The 17,237-nt window shown below is 40.5% G+C and carries 14 protein-coding genes and 2 rRNA genes (1 of these 16 running past the window's edge); 4 read left to right on the top strand and 12 right to left on the bottom strand.

Annotation, left to right across the window (positions count from 1 at the left end; genetic code table 11):
- The first annotated feature begins 69 nt into the window (after window positions 1–69).
- From tnpA to tnpC, 3 genes are read left to right on the top strand one after another with little or no spacing between them, the layout of a single operon-like run.
- Complete coding sequence (gene tnpA, locus SporoP32a_RS10280) at window positions 70–375, top strand: IS66 family insertion sequence element accessory protein TnpA (protein ID WP_085426922.1); 306 nt, start codon at window positions 70–72, stop codon at window positions 373–375.
- Window positions 372–728, top strand: a complete 357-nt coding sequence (gene tnpB / locus SporoP32a_RS10275; protein WP_085426923.1) for an IS66 family insertion sequence element accessory protein TnpB — start codon at window positions 372–374, stop codon at window positions 726–728. The genes tnpA and tnpB overlap by 4 nt, the downstream gene beginning before the upstream one ends.
- Window positions 729–767: 39 nt before the next feature.
- Window positions 768–2,354: an IS66 family transposase gene (gene tnpC / locus SporoP32a_RS10270; RefSeq protein WP_085426924.1), complete on the top strand. Its 1,587-nt coding sequence runs from the start codon at window positions 768–770 to the stop codon at window positions 2,352–2,354.
- Here tnpC and SporoP32a_RS10265 read toward each other — a convergent pair.
- The 4 genes from SporoP32a_RS10265 to SporoP32a_RS10250 all read right to left on the bottom strand — a co-directional run bounded on the left by SporoP32a_RS10265 (window position 2,333) and on the right by SporoP32a_RS10250 (window position 5,986).
- Window positions 2,333–3,769, bottom strand: a complete 1,437-nt coding sequence (locus SporoP32a_RS10265; protein WP_085427793.1) for a helix-turn-helix domain-containing protein — start codon at window positions 3,767–3,769, stop codon at window positions 2,333–2,335. The genes tnpC and SporoP32a_RS10265 overlap by 22 nt on opposite strands.
- A 128-nt stretch (window positions 3,770–3,897) precedes the next feature.
- Window positions 3,898–4,191: a hypothetical protein gene (locus SporoP32a_RS10260; protein ID WP_085427792.1), complete on the bottom strand. Its 294-nt coding sequence runs from the start codon at window positions 4,189–4,191 to the stop codon at window positions 3,898–3,900.
- Window positions 4,192–4,239: 48 nt separating this feature from the next.
- Window positions 4,240–4,758 (bottom strand): MerR family transcriptional regulator, encoded by a 519-nt coding sequence (locus SporoP32a_RS10255; RefSeq protein ID WP_085427791.1) that lies wholly within the window; start codon window positions 4,756–4,758, stop codon window positions 4,240–4,242.
- A 4-nt stretch (window positions 4,759–4,762) separates the two neighbouring features.
- Complete coding sequence (locus SporoP32a_RS10250) at window positions 4,763–5,986, bottom strand: tyrosine-type recombinase/integrase (protein ID WP_085427790.1); 1,224 nt, start codon at window positions 5,984–5,986, stop codon at window positions 4,763–4,765.
- 205 nt (window positions 5,987–6,191) lie between these two features.
- Between SporoP32a_RS10250 and SporoP32a_RS10245 the strand changes: the two genes are divergently transcribed.
- Window positions 6,192–8,006, top strand: a complete 1,815-nt coding sequence (locus SporoP32a_RS10245) for a type IA DNA topoisomerase (RefSeq protein WP_232319510.1) — start codon at window positions 6,192–6,194, stop codon at window positions 8,004–8,006.
- 103 nt (window positions 8,007–8,109) lie between these two features.
- On the opposite strand, the gene cls is transcribed toward SporoP32a_RS10245, so the two are convergent.
- From cls to SporoP32a_RS10205, 8 genes are all read right to left on the bottom strand, one after another.
- Window positions 8,110–9,564, bottom strand: coding sequence for a cardiolipin synthase (gene cls / locus SporoP32a_RS10240; protein WP_085429045.1), 1,455 nt, complete (start codon window positions 9,562–9,564; stop codon window positions 8,110–8,112).
- A 412-nt stretch (window positions 9,565–9,976) separates the two neighbouring features.
- Window positions 9,977–10,633 (bottom strand): hypothetical protein, encoded by a 657-nt coding sequence (locus SporoP32a_RS10235; RefSeq protein ID WP_085427788.1) that lies wholly within the window; start codon window positions 10,631–10,633, stop codon window positions 9,977–9,979.
- Window positions 10,634–10,787: 154 nt separating this feature from the next.
- Entirely contained in the window at window positions 10,788–11,192 is a 405-nt protein-coding gene (locus SporoP32a_RS10230) for a hypothetical protein (RefSeq protein WP_085427787.1), read from the bottom strand.
- Window positions 11,193–11,266: 74 nt separating this feature from the next.
- On the bottom strand, window positions 11,267–12,646 hold the full coding sequence (locus SporoP32a_RS10225) for a sensor histidine kinase (RefSeq protein ID WP_085427786.1): 1,380 nt from the start codon (window positions 12,644–12,646) through the stop codon (window positions 11,267–11,269).
- Window positions 12,643–13,314, bottom strand: a complete 672-nt coding sequence (locus SporoP32a_RS10220; protein ID WP_085427785.1) for a response regulator transcription factor — start codon at window positions 13,312–13,314, stop codon at window positions 12,643–12,645. The genes SporoP32a_RS10225 and SporoP32a_RS10220 overlap by 4 nt, the downstream gene beginning before the upstream one ends.
- On the bottom strand, window positions 13,311–14,117 hold the full coding sequence (locus SporoP32a_RS10215; protein WP_085427784.1) for a YihY/virulence factor BrkB family protein: 807 nt from the start codon (window positions 14,115–14,117) through the stop codon (window positions 13,311–13,313). Before SporoP32a_RS10215 ends, SporoP32a_RS10220 begins: the two co-directional genes overlap by 4 nt.
- 800 nt (window positions 14,118–14,917) lie before the next feature.
- Window positions 14,918–15,033 (bottom strand): 5S ribosomal RNA (rrf, locus tag SporoP32a_RS10210).
- A 74-nt stretch (window positions 15,034–15,107) separates the two neighbouring features.
- A 23S ribosomal RNA gene (locus tag SporoP32a_RS10205) occupies window positions 15,108–17,237 on the bottom strand (it continues 799 nt past the right edge of the window).

The following is a 17,237-nucleotide window of genomic DNA, read 5'->3' as shown; positions in this document are numbered from 1 at the left end:
GAACACATATTAATAGAAGAAGATTCGTGAGATACTCCTCCCATAGAACACATTTTGGGAGGTATTTATTTGAAAAGAAAAGAGAAAGAAGCATACTGGTCTGCGAAGATCGATGAATATCAAAACAGTGGACTAGCGCTTTCTGAATGGTGTGAAACTGCAGAGGTTGCCGTGCACAATATGAAGTATTGGCTAAGGAAGCAGTCACCAGTTAATCATACCGCACGTCAGGAGACCAGTTGGGTCTCCTGTGTAGTGGAAGAATCGATAGAGAACTCGATTTCCTTGAAAGTAAATCATGTGGATATCGAGGTGACAAGTGGCTATGATGAAACTCTGTTACTTCAAGTGATCCGGACGCTACGTCAGATATGATGAATGATCGCGCCGTTGGGCGCGTCTATCTGGCTGCTGGTCCGACAGATCTTCGGAAGTCGATTGACGGACTAGCTGTCATTGTCCAAGAGCTGTTCCAACTTGATCCTTTCTCCAAAGCACTTTTTGTCTTCTGTAATCGGAAGAGAGATAAACTCAAGATTCTATTCTGGGATCACAATGGATTCTGGCTCTATTACCGAAGACTCGAGAAAGGGCTGTTCGATTGGCCGGATCTTGAGTCTGTTCAACCACTTTCCATTTCGAGCCGACAGTTGAACTGGCTCCTGGATGGGTTACCGTTGAACCAACGTGACGCACACCCTTCAGTCTCGGCGAAAAAAGTAATTTGAGTCTACTCCTTGGAATAATTTTATGCTATTATTGTTCCTATGAGAAAACCAGACAAGAAAACCCAACTTACAATTGAAGAGCTCGAGAAGAAGAACGAACAACTCGAGCAAGAGAAGAAAAAGCTTGAGGCTCAGATGGAATGGTACAAGCAACAGTTCACTCTACTCCAACAGAAACGCTTCGGAACTTCTAGTGAGAAGACGAACAAGGACCAGTTTGAATTACCGTTGTTCAATGAGGCAGAAGTTTCTTCAGCGATCCTTCTTGTAGAGCCTACGCTTGAGACGATAAACTATACACGCAAGAAGAGAATCGGACGTGCAGATAAGTTGAAAGACCTGCCGGTCGAGACGATTCACTATGACCTCTCTGATTCGGAGAAGGTCTGTTTAGAATGCGATCATTCCATGCACGAGATGAGCACACAGATACGCAAAGAACTGAAGATCATCCCGGCGCAAGTAACAGTTGTCGAACATGTACAGCATATCTACAGTTGCCGTCATTGTGAAGAACATGCGATCAAAACACCTATTAAGAAAGCTGAGATGCCGAACCCGGTGATCCCGAAGGGATTAGCGTCTCCATCTGCCATTGCATACGTGATGACGCAGAAGTTTGCTGATGGGCTTCCTCTTTATCGACAAGAGAAACAACTCGAACGGATGGGCATTCCATTGAATCGACAGACGCTATCGAACTGGATGCTTTCGAGTACGACGCGATGGCTCAAGCCGTTCTATGATGAACTCTATCGTCGTCTTCGTGAGGAAAAGGTTCTCCATGCGGACGAAACTGTCCTGCAAGTTCTCGACGAACCAGGGAAAAGGGCGGAATCAAAATCCTATATGTGGCTTTATCGGACAGGTAGAGACTCTAAGACACCGATCGTACTCTTTGATTATCAAGCAAGTCGTGCCAAAGAGAATCCGCAAAATTTTTTAAAAGGCTACCAGGGTTATCTCCATGTGGATGGCTATGCAGCCTACGAGTCTATTCAAAATGTGGAGCTCGCTGGCTGCTGGGCCCATGCTCGCCGTAAATTCGATGAGGCACTCAAGGCATTAAAAGGTGCGCCAGCTGGTGCAGGTCGAACGACGGTCGCTAAAAAGGGACTCGATTTCTGCAACCGATTGTTCGCAATTGAACGCAAGACGAAAGATAAAATGCCTGAAGAACGACTTGAAATAAGGAAATACGACAGTCAGCCTGTGCTGGATGATTTTTTGGTATGGCTAAAAGAACAAAAAGAAAAAGTCGCTCCGAAGACTGCAACTGGGACTGCCATCTCCTATACGCTTAAACAATGGCCTAAACTGATAACATTTATGAAAGATGGTCGTATCGAGATCGACAATAATCGAGCAGAGCGATCAATAAAACCTTTCGTAATCGGTAGAAAAAACTGGCTTTTTGCAGTTTCCACAAGAGGTGCTACTTCAAGTGCAATCGCCTATAGTCTCGTAGAGACCGCAAAAGAGAATGGCATAAACCCCTTCTTCTACCTGCAGTTCCTTTTCGAAGAACTTCCTCAACGTAATCTTGAAAAAATCGAGGAGTTTGAAGACTTGATGCCTTGGTCGAAGACCTTACCAAAGAATTGTTATATCCAGTCAAAGAAATAGAAAATGCCCCGAAGAATCTTTAATCGATTCTTTGGGGCATTTTCTTTTATATGAAACAACGTGTTCATTTTTTGACGCTTACTTAATAACTCTCCATTTTTATTTGCTCTCTTATAACGGAAATGAGTATATAATTGATTTATGATAGTCTGCGCCTGTTCTTCTGATAATTCGTTTTCTTCAAACCAATTTAATGAGCAGATTCCCAGATTATCTAAATCCAGATTAGGCGTATTTACTATTAAATCTTGACCTCTAATAAAGTCTGTTAATAATAATATAGTATATGCCCACATATTCGCATAACTATAATCTTTTATAGCAGGTGAAGAATGATTTTTTATATCATTTACATATTTATAAATTTCATGAAACAATTCAGGCGAATAAATTTCTTTGCTACTTATTTTATCGGTATTAGTTAGATAGCTAAATTCTTCCTTAGGTTCAATGTTTTTTTGTCGGTAAGTATATCTTAAAAAAACAGTTAAATTCTTTTTTTCATGCGATGTCAAAATTGAATTTTTATCAAGTAAAGATGAAATCATATCAGGTGAGGCGTGAAAGATTTCTTCCTCTATGAGACTAGCTATTTTTTCATATAGTCTTAAATACATTAGAACTCGACTTTTCACATATCGCATCGAACCTTTACAGTTATTCATTTGTAAAGTACAGAATTTTAGATATAGTCTATTAGTTTCTCTTGATTTCTCTTTAACATATAAAGAATTTAAGCCTGTGTTTAACTCAGCAAGTGCTGTTTGAATAGTGTACTCTGAAGCATCGGTAAATACCGTTTTTTCTTCGTACTTCTCAATATCTCTTAAAGGAATGCGCCAGTAATTATCTATCTTAAATGCATTTGGAAATTTATTTTTCAGATTTTGAGTAATAACTGATCTATTCACATTTATTCTATGAGCAGTTTCCATAGTTGATAGTGTATTGAATTTCTTTTTTTCGTTTTCCTGTATTTCTTTTTTCAAATTTTCAATTTCTACTTTCAATATCAACCACTTATTATTATGTTTAAAATAATTGATAAATCCACCCTTATTAATGATGTTAATCACTTTTTTTTTGCTTAATTTAAATACTTTTTCCGTTTCAGATACATCAATATAGCCATGGGTATTAATTTTAAATTTAAAAGGTATTTGTATTGGTTCTGGTGCTGGTTTTATCGCTTTTTTAACGCTTTCTTTTTTTTGAAATTTCCACTGTATTCTTTCAAAATCAGTTATTGGTATCCAAATCTTTTTTCCAACCTTAAATGCATTTGGAAATTGATTATTTTTAACTAATCTATTTGCTGTTGTAGTTGACTTATAGCCAAGCTTTTCAGATACCTCTATAAGGTCTATACAGTTATGTGTATTTTGATTAGCTATAAAATCCTTGATATCTTTCAAAGGTATTCTCCATTTACTAAAATCATCTTTAAATGCATTTGGGAATTTATTCCTCCTGAGTAATCTATGAATCTCTACTCTGGATTCTAAATTCAACTTCTTAGCGGTGCTGTCTGTATCTAGATACTCTAAACTTTCCTGTTCAATTTTTCAATATCGGATATTGGTATCCACCAAGAACCATTAGCTTTGAATGCATTTAAAGTTGTGGAGTTTTCTATTAATAGTAGTACTGAATATTTATTCTTATAGCCTAATCTTTCAGCAGCTTGTGATGTATTTAAGCAATCTTTCGTTTTGGATGAATAGTTCTCAAAATCGCTAATTGGAATTCGCCAGTTATTATTTATCATAAAAGCATTCGGAAACTTATTCCTTTTCACATGATAGAGAACTGCCTTTCCTGATTTGAGTCCTAACATTTGAGCAACCTCAAAAATACTTAAAGACTTCTTTATATCTTCAGTATTTTATTTTTCTTCATATTCTTCTATATCTTTGAGAGGGATTTTCCATTTCAGATTAAAGTCTTTGAACGCATTTGGAAATATACCCTTATTAATTAAATTTAGGATATTTCGGTGTGATGTTAGATTTAGTTGCTTGTAAGCCTGCGTTGTATTTAATAATTTCGATTCTTCTATTGCTAATTGTTTAAGATCACTTTTGGGAATCCACCACTCACCATTAAATTTAAACGCATTAGGCAATCTTGAATTCCTAATTAAAGTACGAATGGAGGTTATACTTTTATTACCATATTTCGAATTTCCAGCTGCTTGCTTAATAGTTAAACAACTAGCCACTACGTTTAATGTTTGTTCATATTTTTCAACATCATCTACGGTGATATGCCATAAATTATTTATCTTTACTGCGCTTGAAAAACATCTTTTTTCAATGAGTAAATAAACATCATTAACATTATTTAATCGAAGCTTTTTGCAAACTTGAGCTATTGTTAAATATTCATCAATATAATTATCCAAATCATCACTCCTTTCTAGTAATCAGTTTGGGAATATAGGTTTCATGCATATTTGAAAATTTCTCTTCTATTTTTTTGTGGAGTCTATCAGTAGAAACCATATATATTAGTGAAGAATTAATATTTGAGTCTCCGCGTAGATGAGCAATTTCGTATGGGTTTTCTGCATCTTCTGCAATCATATTAGTAAATGTTCCTCGTCCAATATGTGTTGACCATTTCATATGTTTTAAATGTTTAGCTAAAATTTTTTGTTCAGTATCTCCATTGTTTTCAAGTAATTTAATGAAATTATCTTTCACCTTTTGAAAATATTGTCTATAGCTTCTTTGCGATAATGCATTCCCATCTCTATTAACAAATAACGCTTGAGTTCCATCAGTGGGTTTATATAAATTTATATGATCTTTAAATAGATTATGGCCCCAATCATTAATTTCTAAAACACGTTGTGTTCTAACTTTTTTAACTGAGGAATGTTCTTTTAAATCTGTCCTAAAGTTCTGGTTCTGCAATTTCAATATAAAATCGCCTTCCTTCATTCTTCTTCCAACTTGAGTTCTTTTTAAATTGAGTACTTCGGAAATTCTTAAGCCACCAAACAATTGATAATATAAGCCTAATGCAATTGGTTTAGCAACAGAAATAGCGACTTCTAGTAGCAAGGGTATATAGCTTATAGGTAAAGTATGTTCAATTTCTTTAGTTGATTTAGAAGGATATAGTGGATGGAATGGTGATTCAAGATAAGTACCTAAATGATTTTCTTTTTCTTCAAAAGAACTTTTCGTCGCAAGTGAAAGAACTTCTATTTTCACTAACCAATAGTAAAACTTAGTCAAAGTTCTTTCTGCATCTTTCACCGTGGACTTTCTAACACCTTTTAAAGCTAGATAATTTAAGTATTCTGTTCCAGTATTTATCTGTATATCAGAAAGCGAGTGTAAACTTAATTTCTTTCTATTTTCTATAAGATAATTTAAAAACTGAACTAGATTATTTGCATGCTTACGCTGAGTGTTATATTGCCTATTTCTCCAATTGTCTATGATAAACTCACTGATCGGATGAATAACATGTACATCAAGCTTCATATCCTTTAATCCTATAACTGCACAGTGTTTCTTTTCTACTTTGCCATTACTGTGAAATATATAATCAATCCAAATAGGAATTGTGCTAAATTTTATAAATTGATTCTGATCAAAGCGAAGTAAATTGTTTTTCATAAGTATTCCTCCTATCAATTATTATGTACATTTTATATCTCTATAAATTATGGCAGATACATTTATAACTATCCATATTAATCATTTTATTATGTGCATACCTTATTTAATCTAAATCCTCTTCAATCCTTAATTCCATTGACTTTTCAGATAATAATATTATTATATATATGCATTTGTATTATGTACACTTATATAGAGATAAGTGGACCGAGAAGGATCAAATATCTTTTATTCGATCTACTATATGACCGGTGCCCGCAATCAATTGATCCAGCGACTGTGGATTAACTCGCTGGAAGCAGATGAAGTGCGTAAAGGATTTGAAAATTTACGTGACAACAAGAAAGACCTGCAACTATACGAGGAAGCGAAAGCCCGTCAAATTAGCGATTGGTTAGTTGGAATGAATGGTTCTCGGTTATATACCCTTCTCCTAAAGGCAAAAGGAATTGAAGAAGTATTTCCGATTGGCCGCGTTCAATCGCCAACAGTGTATTTAATTTACCAACGTCAACGCGAAATTGAAACATTTGTGTCTGAACCATTTTTTGAAACAGAAGCCATTTTTACTGCGGAACACGGTACATATAAAGGAAAAGCAAAGCTCAAGGAACCAAAACGTGAATTAATTGCGGAAGCATTAAACAGCCGCAATATTACGAAGCGGACGCCTGGTGTAATTAGCGAGCTGACGAATACTGATAAACGAACACCGCCGCCACAGTTGCACTCTCTTTCGACGTTGCAGGCAACAGCCAACAGACGCTGGAAAGCAAGTCCCGCAACCGTGTTAAAAACGATGCAGACGCTCTACGAGAAAAAACTAGTATCGTATCCAAGAACCGATACACGTCATATCACACCCAGTGAATTCAATTACTTAGTTGAGGCGGTTGAAGATTACCAAAAGTTAATAGAGCATCCGTTTGAAGTTGCTTCACGTACACCCAAAAAACGCTATGTTGACAGTTCAAAAGTACAAGAACACTATGCGATCATCCCGACTAAAAAACTGCCGACTCCTGCCGCACTGACAAAGTTGTCACCACTCGAGCGCAATCTGTATGAAGAAGTTATACGCACTACACTCTCCATGTTCCATAGGGATTATCTTTATACTGAAACGAAAGTGATAACAGACGTCAACGGATTGCCATTCTTCACAACAGGTAAAACAGAGCGCGATAAAGGCTGGAAGGAACTTTTTGCTGCACCCACCAAAGCAAAAGATGCAGAAGAACCTACCCTACCGCCACTTGCGAAAGAAGAAACGGTTCAAAGTGAAATCGGTATAAAAGAAGGCGCGACACAACCTCCGAAACCGTATACGGAAGGTCAACTCATCGCCATGATGAAAACGTGCGGGAAATTAGTGGAAGATCAAAACGAAACGGATATTCTGAAGGAAATTGAAGGTCTCGGAACAGAAGCAACACGAAGCAGCATCATCGAGACTATCAAAAAACACGGATACATCGCTGTAAACAAGAATATCGTATCCATTACAGATAAAGGACGCGTACTCTGCCAGACAATCGAAGGCAGCCTGCTTGCCAGCCCTTCCATGACCGCAAAGTGGGAAACATACTTAAAGAAAATCGGCAATGGTGAAGGTACGGGGCAGCACTTCCTCGGCAGCGTAACAAAGTTCATACAAAAGCTGATTGAAGATGTACCCGTCCAATTAGAAAAACAAACGATTGATATCGTGCTGCCGCCACGCCCTTCTTCAGGAAGGAGCTCGTACACCCGAACTGAAGTTGCACCTTGTCCAAAATGCGGTAAAGGCATGATTATTGAACATCAAAAGTTTTTCGGCTGCAGTAACTATAAAAACGGCTGTAAACAAACTTTTCCAGGTCTGTTCTTGAAAAAGAAACTGACCGTCCCACAAGTCAAATTGTTATGTACCAAAGGTAAGACTAACGTCATCAAAGGATTTACCTCCGCAGATGGCAATAAGTTCGATGCTTCACTGGAACTGAAAGAAGGAAAATTGAACTTGGTCTTTACATAACGTAAAAATATAAAAAGGAAGCAGCCCCATGCTGCTTCCTTTTTATATGATCGTATGCACATCTACATTAATCAATTAATAGTGCATTACGCACTTACAACCATTAGAGAATAGGCGATAATAAACGAGAAATCGATTGCTTAAACTTAATGAGCAATGATCGCTCTTCATAGCGCTCTTTCGTCAGTTTCGAACTCAACTCGGTGTCTTGACGGAATAGATCAGTTAATTGCGCCGCTACTATCTCATCATAAACAATAGCAGTTACTTCGAAGTTCAAACGGAAACTACGTGAATCAATATTCATAGTACCTACTACTGCTACTTCTTCATCCACGACAATTGTCTTCGCATGTAAAAAACCATTTTCATACAACAATATTTTCGCTCCATAATTAAGCAAATCACCAACATAAGACCAAGTAGCCCAGTAAACAAACGGATGATCCGGCTTACATGGAATCATAATCCGTACATCCACACCAGATAATAATGCAATTTTACAGGCGTCCATAAAGCTAGTATCCGGGATAAAATAGGGTGTCTGAATGTAGACAGTCTTTTTAGCCGATAATAATAACTTGATGTACATATTTTTTAGATGTTCTGTCTCGGAGTTTGGTCCACTTGAAACAATCTGTACTGGACTAGTGCCACTTTGTTTTTCTGTCTGGAATAAGTAGTCTCCCCAATCACCTGGCTCTTTCTTACCCGCTTGATGCCAATCAAGAATGAACTTTCCTTGGATGTGATTGACTGCCCCACCTGTCATCCTGAAATGTGTATCACGCCAATACCCAAATTTCTTATTAAGACCTAAGTATTCATCCCCCACATTGAAACCACCAATATACGCAATTTCACCATCAATAATACAGAGCTTCCGGTGATTTCTATTATTGACCCGGAAGTTCACTAGACGGAACATGGATGGAAAGAATACTTCTACATTTCCACCTGCTGCACGTAAATCATTATAGAATTTAGGTGGCGTCTTCTTAGATCCTACTTCATCGTACAAAAGTCGAACTTTAACTCCTTCTTTTGCCTTTTGAATTAGGAGATCACGCAGTTTAGTACCTAAGGAATCGGACTGAATAATATAGTACTGAATATTAATCTCTTTAGTCGCCAAACTGATATCTTCGAACAACGCAGCAAATTTCGCATGTCCATCATCAAATATTTTTATATGATTATCTTTGGAAAGTAGTGCGTGAGAGGATTTTAAATTCATATGAATTAATTCCCTATGTTCTTTTAATAATGCATTATTTTCAAGTATGGCCAAGTTTTCGGGTAGTAGTTGTTTATCCACTTCCGTTTTCTCAGCCTTTCTTTCTGCGGCTGAAAGATTATAGAAGTTTTTCTGTTTCAAACTGCGACCGAAAAACAGATAAATAAAGAATCCGGCAATAGGAATGAATACCAAGAGCATGATCCAAGCCCACGTATTTCCAATATCTCTTCTTTCGATAAATAATACTGAGGCCAGTAGCAGAATGTTTAATATGGTTATAAGAGATAAAAGAGTTGTTAGAATATTACCCAATTCCATACCGACCATCATTCCTCCAAGCTCTATCATTTCTTCCACCCCTTTCTATTAAAAGGTAGTCTTTAATATAGCATAGAGCCTACGCTATCGCAGTAATTTAAAATATACTATGTCTAGTATTTTAAATTGACTTCCTTATTACTATATTATTGAAAGGGTACGTATTGATACATAGAATGGCCGTTTTTAATGTAATTAATTCTTCTCGTAGCAAAAAGCCAGTCCTATGGGAGACTGACTTTTCTTTATAAGCAAACCCATACTATACAATCTCTTAGCTTATATAGTGTGAGTTTAGTAATTTCCCGGGAAATGTCGCTAGTTATTCCTTCAAACTTTCAACTTACGCATCTCTTTGTATTAACGCTCTACTATTACCCGTGCCTAGCAAGTTCCAAGTGTTACACTATGACTAAGCTTCATCTTCCATACTTGTGAAAAACTCTTCCTTAATCCGTTTCCCATAAGCTTGTCCACTCTCTCCACGTTCTCTTGGAAACTCTTGCATAACAAGTGGCAAAACTCTTTCCCATAGTACATTCATCACATAGACATCCCTATCGAAATAATAGTCCAGTTCATTCAATGTTAATTGAAGGGACTTCGCATACTTTCGTTTTTCAGCATCCCAAACTGTCGAAACATTCTCTTTGATATAAGCGTCTATTTCATCTTCCGTTACCGTAATACCATAAGCTTCTTCCGCTATTTCCAGTGCATCTTGATAATGATCCGTTTGCTTCTCCGCAATTCCTTTTAGGAATGGTGAAGAGTGCTCCTCTCCTGTCAGATTATTGTTCACACGCAAACGAAACTCTGTCTTATTTGTTGAAAATGAGCTTTCAAGTTTGTTGCTACGAATACCAGATTGAATAGATGTCAGCTCTTCTACCATTTCAGGCATATCTTTTAACACTTTCTCAACCGATTGGTTCATTTGAGCATAATCAATTCCTATCGTTTCTATCTTCCGTTGTTCTGAACTTGCTGTCTGTTTGATCAACAACGTCCCGGCAATCAAGACAGTAAAACAAATCATAATGAGGTGAAACCGATTGCGAGCAGTCATGGTCATTCGCTCCTTCATTTGTTAGGTCGTTCTAGTATGTCATAGGTGTCTTGAATTATTTGTTGAATCCGCTGATTATCACTGAAAACTTTCCCTTATAATTCGACATTAAAAAACCCAAGACCCCGAATGAACCGGATTCTTGGGTGATGATTTATTTACGCACAGCAGGTGATTTTTCAATCATAAACGTTACTACTACGAATAAAGCAAAACTTACTAATAGTACAGTACCGCCTACAATGTAAAGCACAAGAGAGAATACTTCATTGATATTAAACGGTTGAAGAAATTGTAACCACATGCCTGCGGTTAAACCAATTGCACCAATAATACCCGTCCAGCCTTGAAGTGTTAATAACTTTCTTGCACGGACACGGTAAATCTTGTAGAACACTCCCCAAGAAAATACCGACAACCAACCCACTAACAAAATATGCGCGTGAATTGGACGAAACGCATAAGAACCTGCTCCTGCCATATGTGAACCTAAAACTGTACCTATCAAACCAAAAATTGCTGCAATACGTATCAATCGAATACTCCACTTTTCTTGCATACTATATTTCCTCCCGTCATCTTTCTACTACACTCATTATAACTCACCAAGATGAACGGAAGATGAACTTCTGGTTACAGCTTTGGCAAGTGTATGATAAATTCCGTACCTTCACCAAGCTCACTGACTACTTCTACACGCCCATCATGGAGACGCACAACTTGTTCAACAATTGACAATCCAAGACCCGTACCTTCTACTTCACGCGTTCTTGAGTGATCTGCACGATAGAAACGGTCAAATATTCTATTCTTTGTTTCTTCAGTCATACCAATGCCGGTATCTTTAATCGAGAAAGTGACCTCATTTGACTGCTCGGTCAGCTGGATATCAATCGACCCTCCATCCGGTGAATACTTCAGGGCATTCGACAATAAATTCTCCCATACTTTCTCTAGAAATGCAGGATCCCCTTCAAAAATGATGTCGTCAACCTCAAGCATGACAGACATCTCTTTCTCTTGTACTAACCACTGGAATTTACGAACCGTTTCTTTCACTTGTTGATCCACGCGGAAGTCTTTTTTTTGCAGCGGTGATATCAATTGATCAAGCGACGTCAATAGTAGCAGCTGCTTAGTCAATGTCGAGAGTCGTTCCGTTTCAGATTGAATGATTCCCGCATATCGTAAACGTTCATCTGTCGGCAACGCTTCATCCGATAATAAATCCGCGTAGCCTTTAATATTTAGTAAAGGCGATTGGAAATCATGCGATACATCACTAATAAACGCTTTACGTATCTGATCATTCTCATTAAGACGATGAATCATCTGCTGAAAACTCTTCGCAAGCTGCCCAATTTCATCACTTCGATCAATAGACAGCTCACTAGTAAATTCTTCTTCGCCAACCTTTTTCGTTGCCTTAGTCAAAGCTACAATCGGCGCAATCAACTTACGCGCTACAACGAGCATCGATAGAATACTGATGATGGCCATGACGATCACCATACCACCTAGCAAATAGTGAATTTCTGTGAACAGCATCTTAATATCTGGTCGCAAGAACAATGCATATGTCTGCCCACCGTACGTAAAAGGTACTCCTACTGTATTGGCAGATTCATTGGAAAAGTATCCAGTCACAAATGTCTCCGCCTTTAAATCGCGCATACCGTGATATACTTCGCCAGCGTAGACTTTTTGAATCGCTTCTTCTTCGAGATTATTATCACGGAACGCTTCGCCATAGATAGTGGGACTACTTGTCGGTGATATAACCAATAGCTTATATCCCACATCGGCTAGCATATCAAAGTACGAGGATAGATCCATTCCATCATTTTCTTCAACAAAAGACGCAATCCCCTCAGCCACTTTGACATTCTTCGTATCGTTTTGTGCTTTTAAATATCGATGATAATACGTGTTCACTGAAAGAAAGGCTAGAATTGCACTTAGCATCATAATACCAACCGTCAACAGCAAAAACTTTCCGTACAGCGATTTCATTCAGAAACCTCAAGCTTATAGCCAACACCGCGAATCGTAACGATCTTCACCTGATCTGTTAGCTTCTCCAGCTTATCGCGCAACCGCTTAATATGCACACTCAATGTCTGCTCATCCCCTTCATAATCAAAGCCCCACACGCGCTCTACTAGCACCTCGCGCGTGAACACTTGGCTATGACGTGATGCGAGCACCGATAGCAATTCAAATTCCTTCAACGGAAGCAGCAACGACTTCTTTCCAAGCACAACTTCATAACTCTTTCGGTTAATCAGTAACGGTCCAACCTGAATCATCTGATCTACCGCTTTATCATAACGACGTAAAATGGCATGGATGCGGAACAATAATTCCTTCGGCTCAAACGGCTTCACCAAATAATCATCTGATCCAGCTAAAAAGCCGCGCTCCTTGTCCTCCATCTCACCCTTTGCTGTCAATAGCAACACGGGAATCTCCGTATCTTCACGGAGCCTCTTCGTCAGTTCATAGCCATCCATACCAGGCATCATCACATCCACCACAGCTAAGTCGGGCCACTCCTTGTCGAGTACTTCAAGTGCCTCCAATCCATTCATCGCCTTCACAACGGTATATCCCGCCTGCCGCAAGTGAATGCTAACCAAATCTAAAATATGTATATCATCATCTACCACTAAAATCTTCATTTAGACCGCCCTTTCCTTCTCCACTCTGCATTCAATAGTCCTGAAAGAATAATAATCACTGCTGTTAAGTAAAACCATAACACAAGCATGATAATTCCTGCCAATTGTCCATACAGCCTCGAATAATCTACCCGTGATACATACTCCCCAAATAACAATGAAACAAACTGCCAGCCAAATGCTGAGAGTATTGCACCCGGTAATGCCTCTTTCCACTTCATCTTTCCAGTTGGCATCAATTGATAAAATAATAAAAAGAACAAGAACAAGAAAAACGTACCGAGTCCCCATTTAATATTCGGCCAAATATATAACCAGCCTTCCCATGCATCCAGCACATCATAATATGCAATCACGGTATGTAAAAGCTTTTCAATCAAAGGCAAAAATAGCGACATCGGAACGATAAGCATGAATAGAATCGTTACACCTATATTACGGATTATATTCACCCACAACGGCTGCTGATAAAGCCTCCTGTTTGCTAAATCCAATGATCGGGCAAAGGATTGGACCGCAACAGACGTCGTCCACAACGCGGCCAACGCGCTCAACACGAGCAACTTGCCATGACTTTTATAAAGCATAGACTGAACACTCTGCTCAATCAGCCGAAAAGACTCCTCTGGGACGAACGGACGTAATAACGCTAAAATACTAGCCTCTTGCACAGGCAGAAATTGTACAATCGATAGCACTACAAGTAAAAAAGGCAACACGGAAAGCAACATGTAGTAAGCATTCTGAGCCGCCTGATCAAAAAAGCGTTCTTTAAAAAACCGCTTGATTATCGTTATAACCATAAAATCCCCTCCCCTGCTATCGTACGTCTCTTACTATCAATATACCCTAACTTTCCATAGACTATTAAGTTAAATGAGTTTTTGTAGGGGAAATAAATAGTCTGGTTTTTTTGTTTTTGAGAGTACATGACACTGAGTTGCTGGTTCTGGAAGATAGTTCGTCTGTATTTTGGATAGAGAAGGGAGAGTAAGTAAGTAAACACGTAATGGGAGCTATGAGCGATCTTGGGGGATTATAGAGCCGTGAGCGTGGTTGATAGAGCGGTCAAGGTGAGGGATAGAGCACTTAGCGGCGTCAATAGAGCGTTCAACTGAGTTAGATAGAGCGCTTGTGGTGAAAGATTGATCGACACATAGTTTTTGGTGGAAATTAGATACATATTGAAGGCTATGAGCGGTTATGGGGGATGATAGAGCGGTGAGCGTGTCAGATAGAGCGGTCACGGGGAAGAATAGAGCACCCAGCAACGCCAATAGAGCGGTCAACGCAGTAGATAGAGCGCTTATAGGGGATAATTGATCGACACAGATAATCATAGTGGAAAATGAAGGCTATGAGCGGTTTTCAGAGGCTATAGAGCGTTGAGCACGGCAGATAGAGCGGCCACGGCGAGGAATAGAGCACTCAGCGACGCCAATAGAGCGGTCAACGCAGCGGATAGAGCGCTCACGGAGAAAGATTGATTATACTGGATAAAAAGGTAACGCAATAACTAAAATGGGATCATCTCCTCTTTAATGCGATTAAATTCTCCCTGAAACCACAAAAAAGCCACTCCCCAAAGGGAATGGCTTCGCGTGCCTAGCAACGTCCTACTCTCACAGGGGGAAACCCCCAACTACCATCGGCGCTGAAGAGCTTAACTTCCGTGTTCGGTATGGGAACGGGTGTGACCTCTTCGCCATCGTTACTAGACTCTTTGAGTAAAGCTTGTTCACTCAAAACTGAATAAAAGACATTGGCGTAGTTCAAGTAACTACTTTTTAAAATAGGTTAAGTCCTCGATCGATTAGTATCTGTCAGCTACATACGTCGCCGTACTTACACCCCAGACCTATCCACCTCATCATCTTTGAGGGATCTTACTTACTTGCGTAATGGGAAATCTCATCTTGAAGGGGGCTTCATGCTTAGATGCTTTCAGCATTTATCCCGTCCATACATAGCTACCCAGCGATGCCTTTGGCAAGACAACTGGTACACCAGCGGTATGTCCATCCCGGTCCTCTCGTACTAAGGACAGCTCTCCTCAAATTTCCTGCGCCCGCGACGGATAGGGACCGAACTGTCTCACGACGTTCTGAACCCAGCTCGCGTGCCGCTTTAATGGGCGAACAGCCCAACCCTTGGGACCGACTACAGCCCCAGGATGCGACGAGCCGACATCGAGGTGCCAAACCTCCCCGTCGATGTGGACTCTTGGGGGAGATAAGCCTGTTATCCCCGGGGTAGCTTTTATCCGTTGAGCGATGGCCCTTCCATGCGGAACCACCGGATCACTAAGTCCGTCTTTCGACCCTGCTCGACTTGTAGGTCTCGCAGTCAAGCTCCCTTATGCCTTTGCACTCTACGAATGATGTCCAACCATTCTGAGGGAACCTTTGAGCGCCTCCGTTACTCTTTAGGAGGCGACCGCCCCAGTCAAACTGCCCACCTGACACTGTCTCCTGCCCGGATCACGGGCAAGGGTTAGAAGTCCAATACAGCCAGGGTAGTATCCCACCAATGCCTCCTCCGAAGCTAGCGCTCCGGAATCCTAGGCTCCTACCTATCCTGTACAGGCTGCACCGGAATTCAATATCAGGCTACAGTAAAGCTCCACGGGGTCTTTCCGTCCTGTCGCGGGTAATGCGCATCTTCACGCATATTATAATTTCACCGAGTCTCTCGTTGAGACAGTGCCCAGATCGTTACGCCTTTCGTGCGGGTCGGAACTTACCCGACAAGGAATTTCGCTACCTTAGGACCGTTATAGTTACGGCCGCCGTTTACTGGGGCTTCAATTCAGAGCTTCGCTTGCGCTAACCCCTCCTCTTAACCTTCCAGCACCGGGCAGGCGTCAGCCCCTATACGTCATCTTACGATTTTGCAGAGACCTGTGTTTTTGCTAAACAGTCGCCTGGGCCTATTCACTGCGGCTCTCTCGGGCTATTCACCCTACCAGAGCACCCCTTCTCCCGAAGTTACGGGGTCATTTTGCCGAGTTCCTTAACGAGAGTTCTCTCGATCACCTTAGGATTCTCTCCTCGCCTACCTGTGTCGGTTTGCGGTACAGGCACCTCCCGCCTCGCTAGAGGCTTTTCTTGGCAGTGTGAAATCAGGGACTCTGGAGATAAATCTCCTCGCCATCACAGCCTAGTGTTATATGAGAACGGGATTTGCCTCGTTCTCCACCTCACTGCTTAGACACACAACCAACTGTGTGCTCACCCTATCCTACTGCGTCCCCCCATTACTCAAACGGCGGGGAGGTGGTACAGGAATATCAACCTGTTGTCCATCGTCTACGCCTATCGGCCTCGACTTAGGTCCTGACTAACCCTGAGCGGACGAGCCTTCCTCAGGAAACCTTGGGCATTCGGTGGAAGGGATTCTCACCCTTCTTTCGCTACTCATACCGGCATTCTCACTTCCAAGCGCTCCACCAGTCCTTCCGGTCTAGCTTCAACGCCCTTGGAACGCTCTCCTACCATTGACCCTAAGGTCAATCCACAGCTTCGGTGATCTGTTTAGCCCCGGTACATTTTCGGCGCAGCGCCACTCGACCAGTGAGCTATTACGCACTCTTTAAATGATGGCTGCTTCTAAGCCAACATCCTGGTTGTCTGGGCAACGCCACATCCTTTTCCACTTAACAGATACTTGGGGACCTTAGCTGGTGGTCTGGGCTGTTTCCCTCTCGACAATGGATCTTATCACCCACTGTCTGACTCCCAAACATAAATCATCGGCATTCGGAGTTTGTCTGAATTCGGTAACCCGGGATGGGCCCCTCGTCCAAACAGTGCTCTACCTCCGAGATTCTTTCGTTTGAGGCTAGCCCTAAAGCTATTTCGGAGAGAACCAGCTATCTCCAGGTTCGATTGGAATTTCACCGCTACCCACACCTCATCCCCGCA

Origin of the sequence: Sporosarcina ureae (assembly GCF_002109325.1) — a bacterium.
In the GTDB taxonomy this organism is placed as follows: Bacteria; Bacillota; Bacilli; order Bacillales_A; family Planococcaceae; genus Sporosarcina; species Sporosarcina ureae_C.
This window is presented reverse-complemented; position numbering and strand designations above follow the sequence as displayed.

Bases quoted from the DNA above. Each gene is read 5' to 3' on its own strand.
- tnpB (WP_085426923.1), top strand. From the start codon at position 372: ATGATGAATGATCGCGCCGTTGGGCGCGTCTATCTGGCTGCTGGTCCG.
- tnpC (WP_085426924.1), top strand. From the start codon at position 768: ATGAGAAAACCAGACAAGAAAACCCAACTTACAATTGAAGAGCTCGAG.
- SporoP32a_RS10260 (WP_085427792.1), bottom strand. From the start codon at position 4,191: ATGTTAGGACTCAAATCAGGAAAGGCAGTTCTCTATCATGTGAAAAGG.
- SporoP32a_RS10250 (WP_085427790.1), bottom strand. From the start codon at position 5,986: ATGAAAAACAATTTACTTCGCTTTGATCAGAATCAATTTATAAAATTT.
- cls (WP_085429045.1), bottom strand. From the start codon at position 9,564: ATGGAATTGGGTAATATTCTAACAACTCTTTTATCTCTTATAACCATA.
- SporoP32a_RS10235 (WP_085427788.1), bottom strand. From the start codon at position 10,633: ATGACTGCTCGCAATCGGTTTCACCTCATTATGATTTGTTTTACTGTC.
- SporoP32a_RS10230 (WP_085427787.1), bottom strand. From the start codon at position 11,192: ATGCAAGAAAAGTGGAGTATTCGATTGATACGTATTGCAGCAATTTTT.
- SporoP32a_RS10225 (WP_085427786.1), bottom strand. From the start codon at position 12,646: ATGAAATCGCTGTACGGAAAGTTTTTGCTGTTGACGGTTGGTATTATG.
- SporoP32a_RS10220 (WP_085427785.1), bottom strand. From the start codon at position 13,314: ATGAAGATTTTAGTGGTAGATGATGATATACATATTTTAGATTTGGTT.
- SporoP32a_RS10215 (WP_085427784.1), bottom strand. From the start codon at position 14,117: ATGGTTATAACGATAATCAAGCGGTTTTTTAAAGAACGCTTTTTTGAT.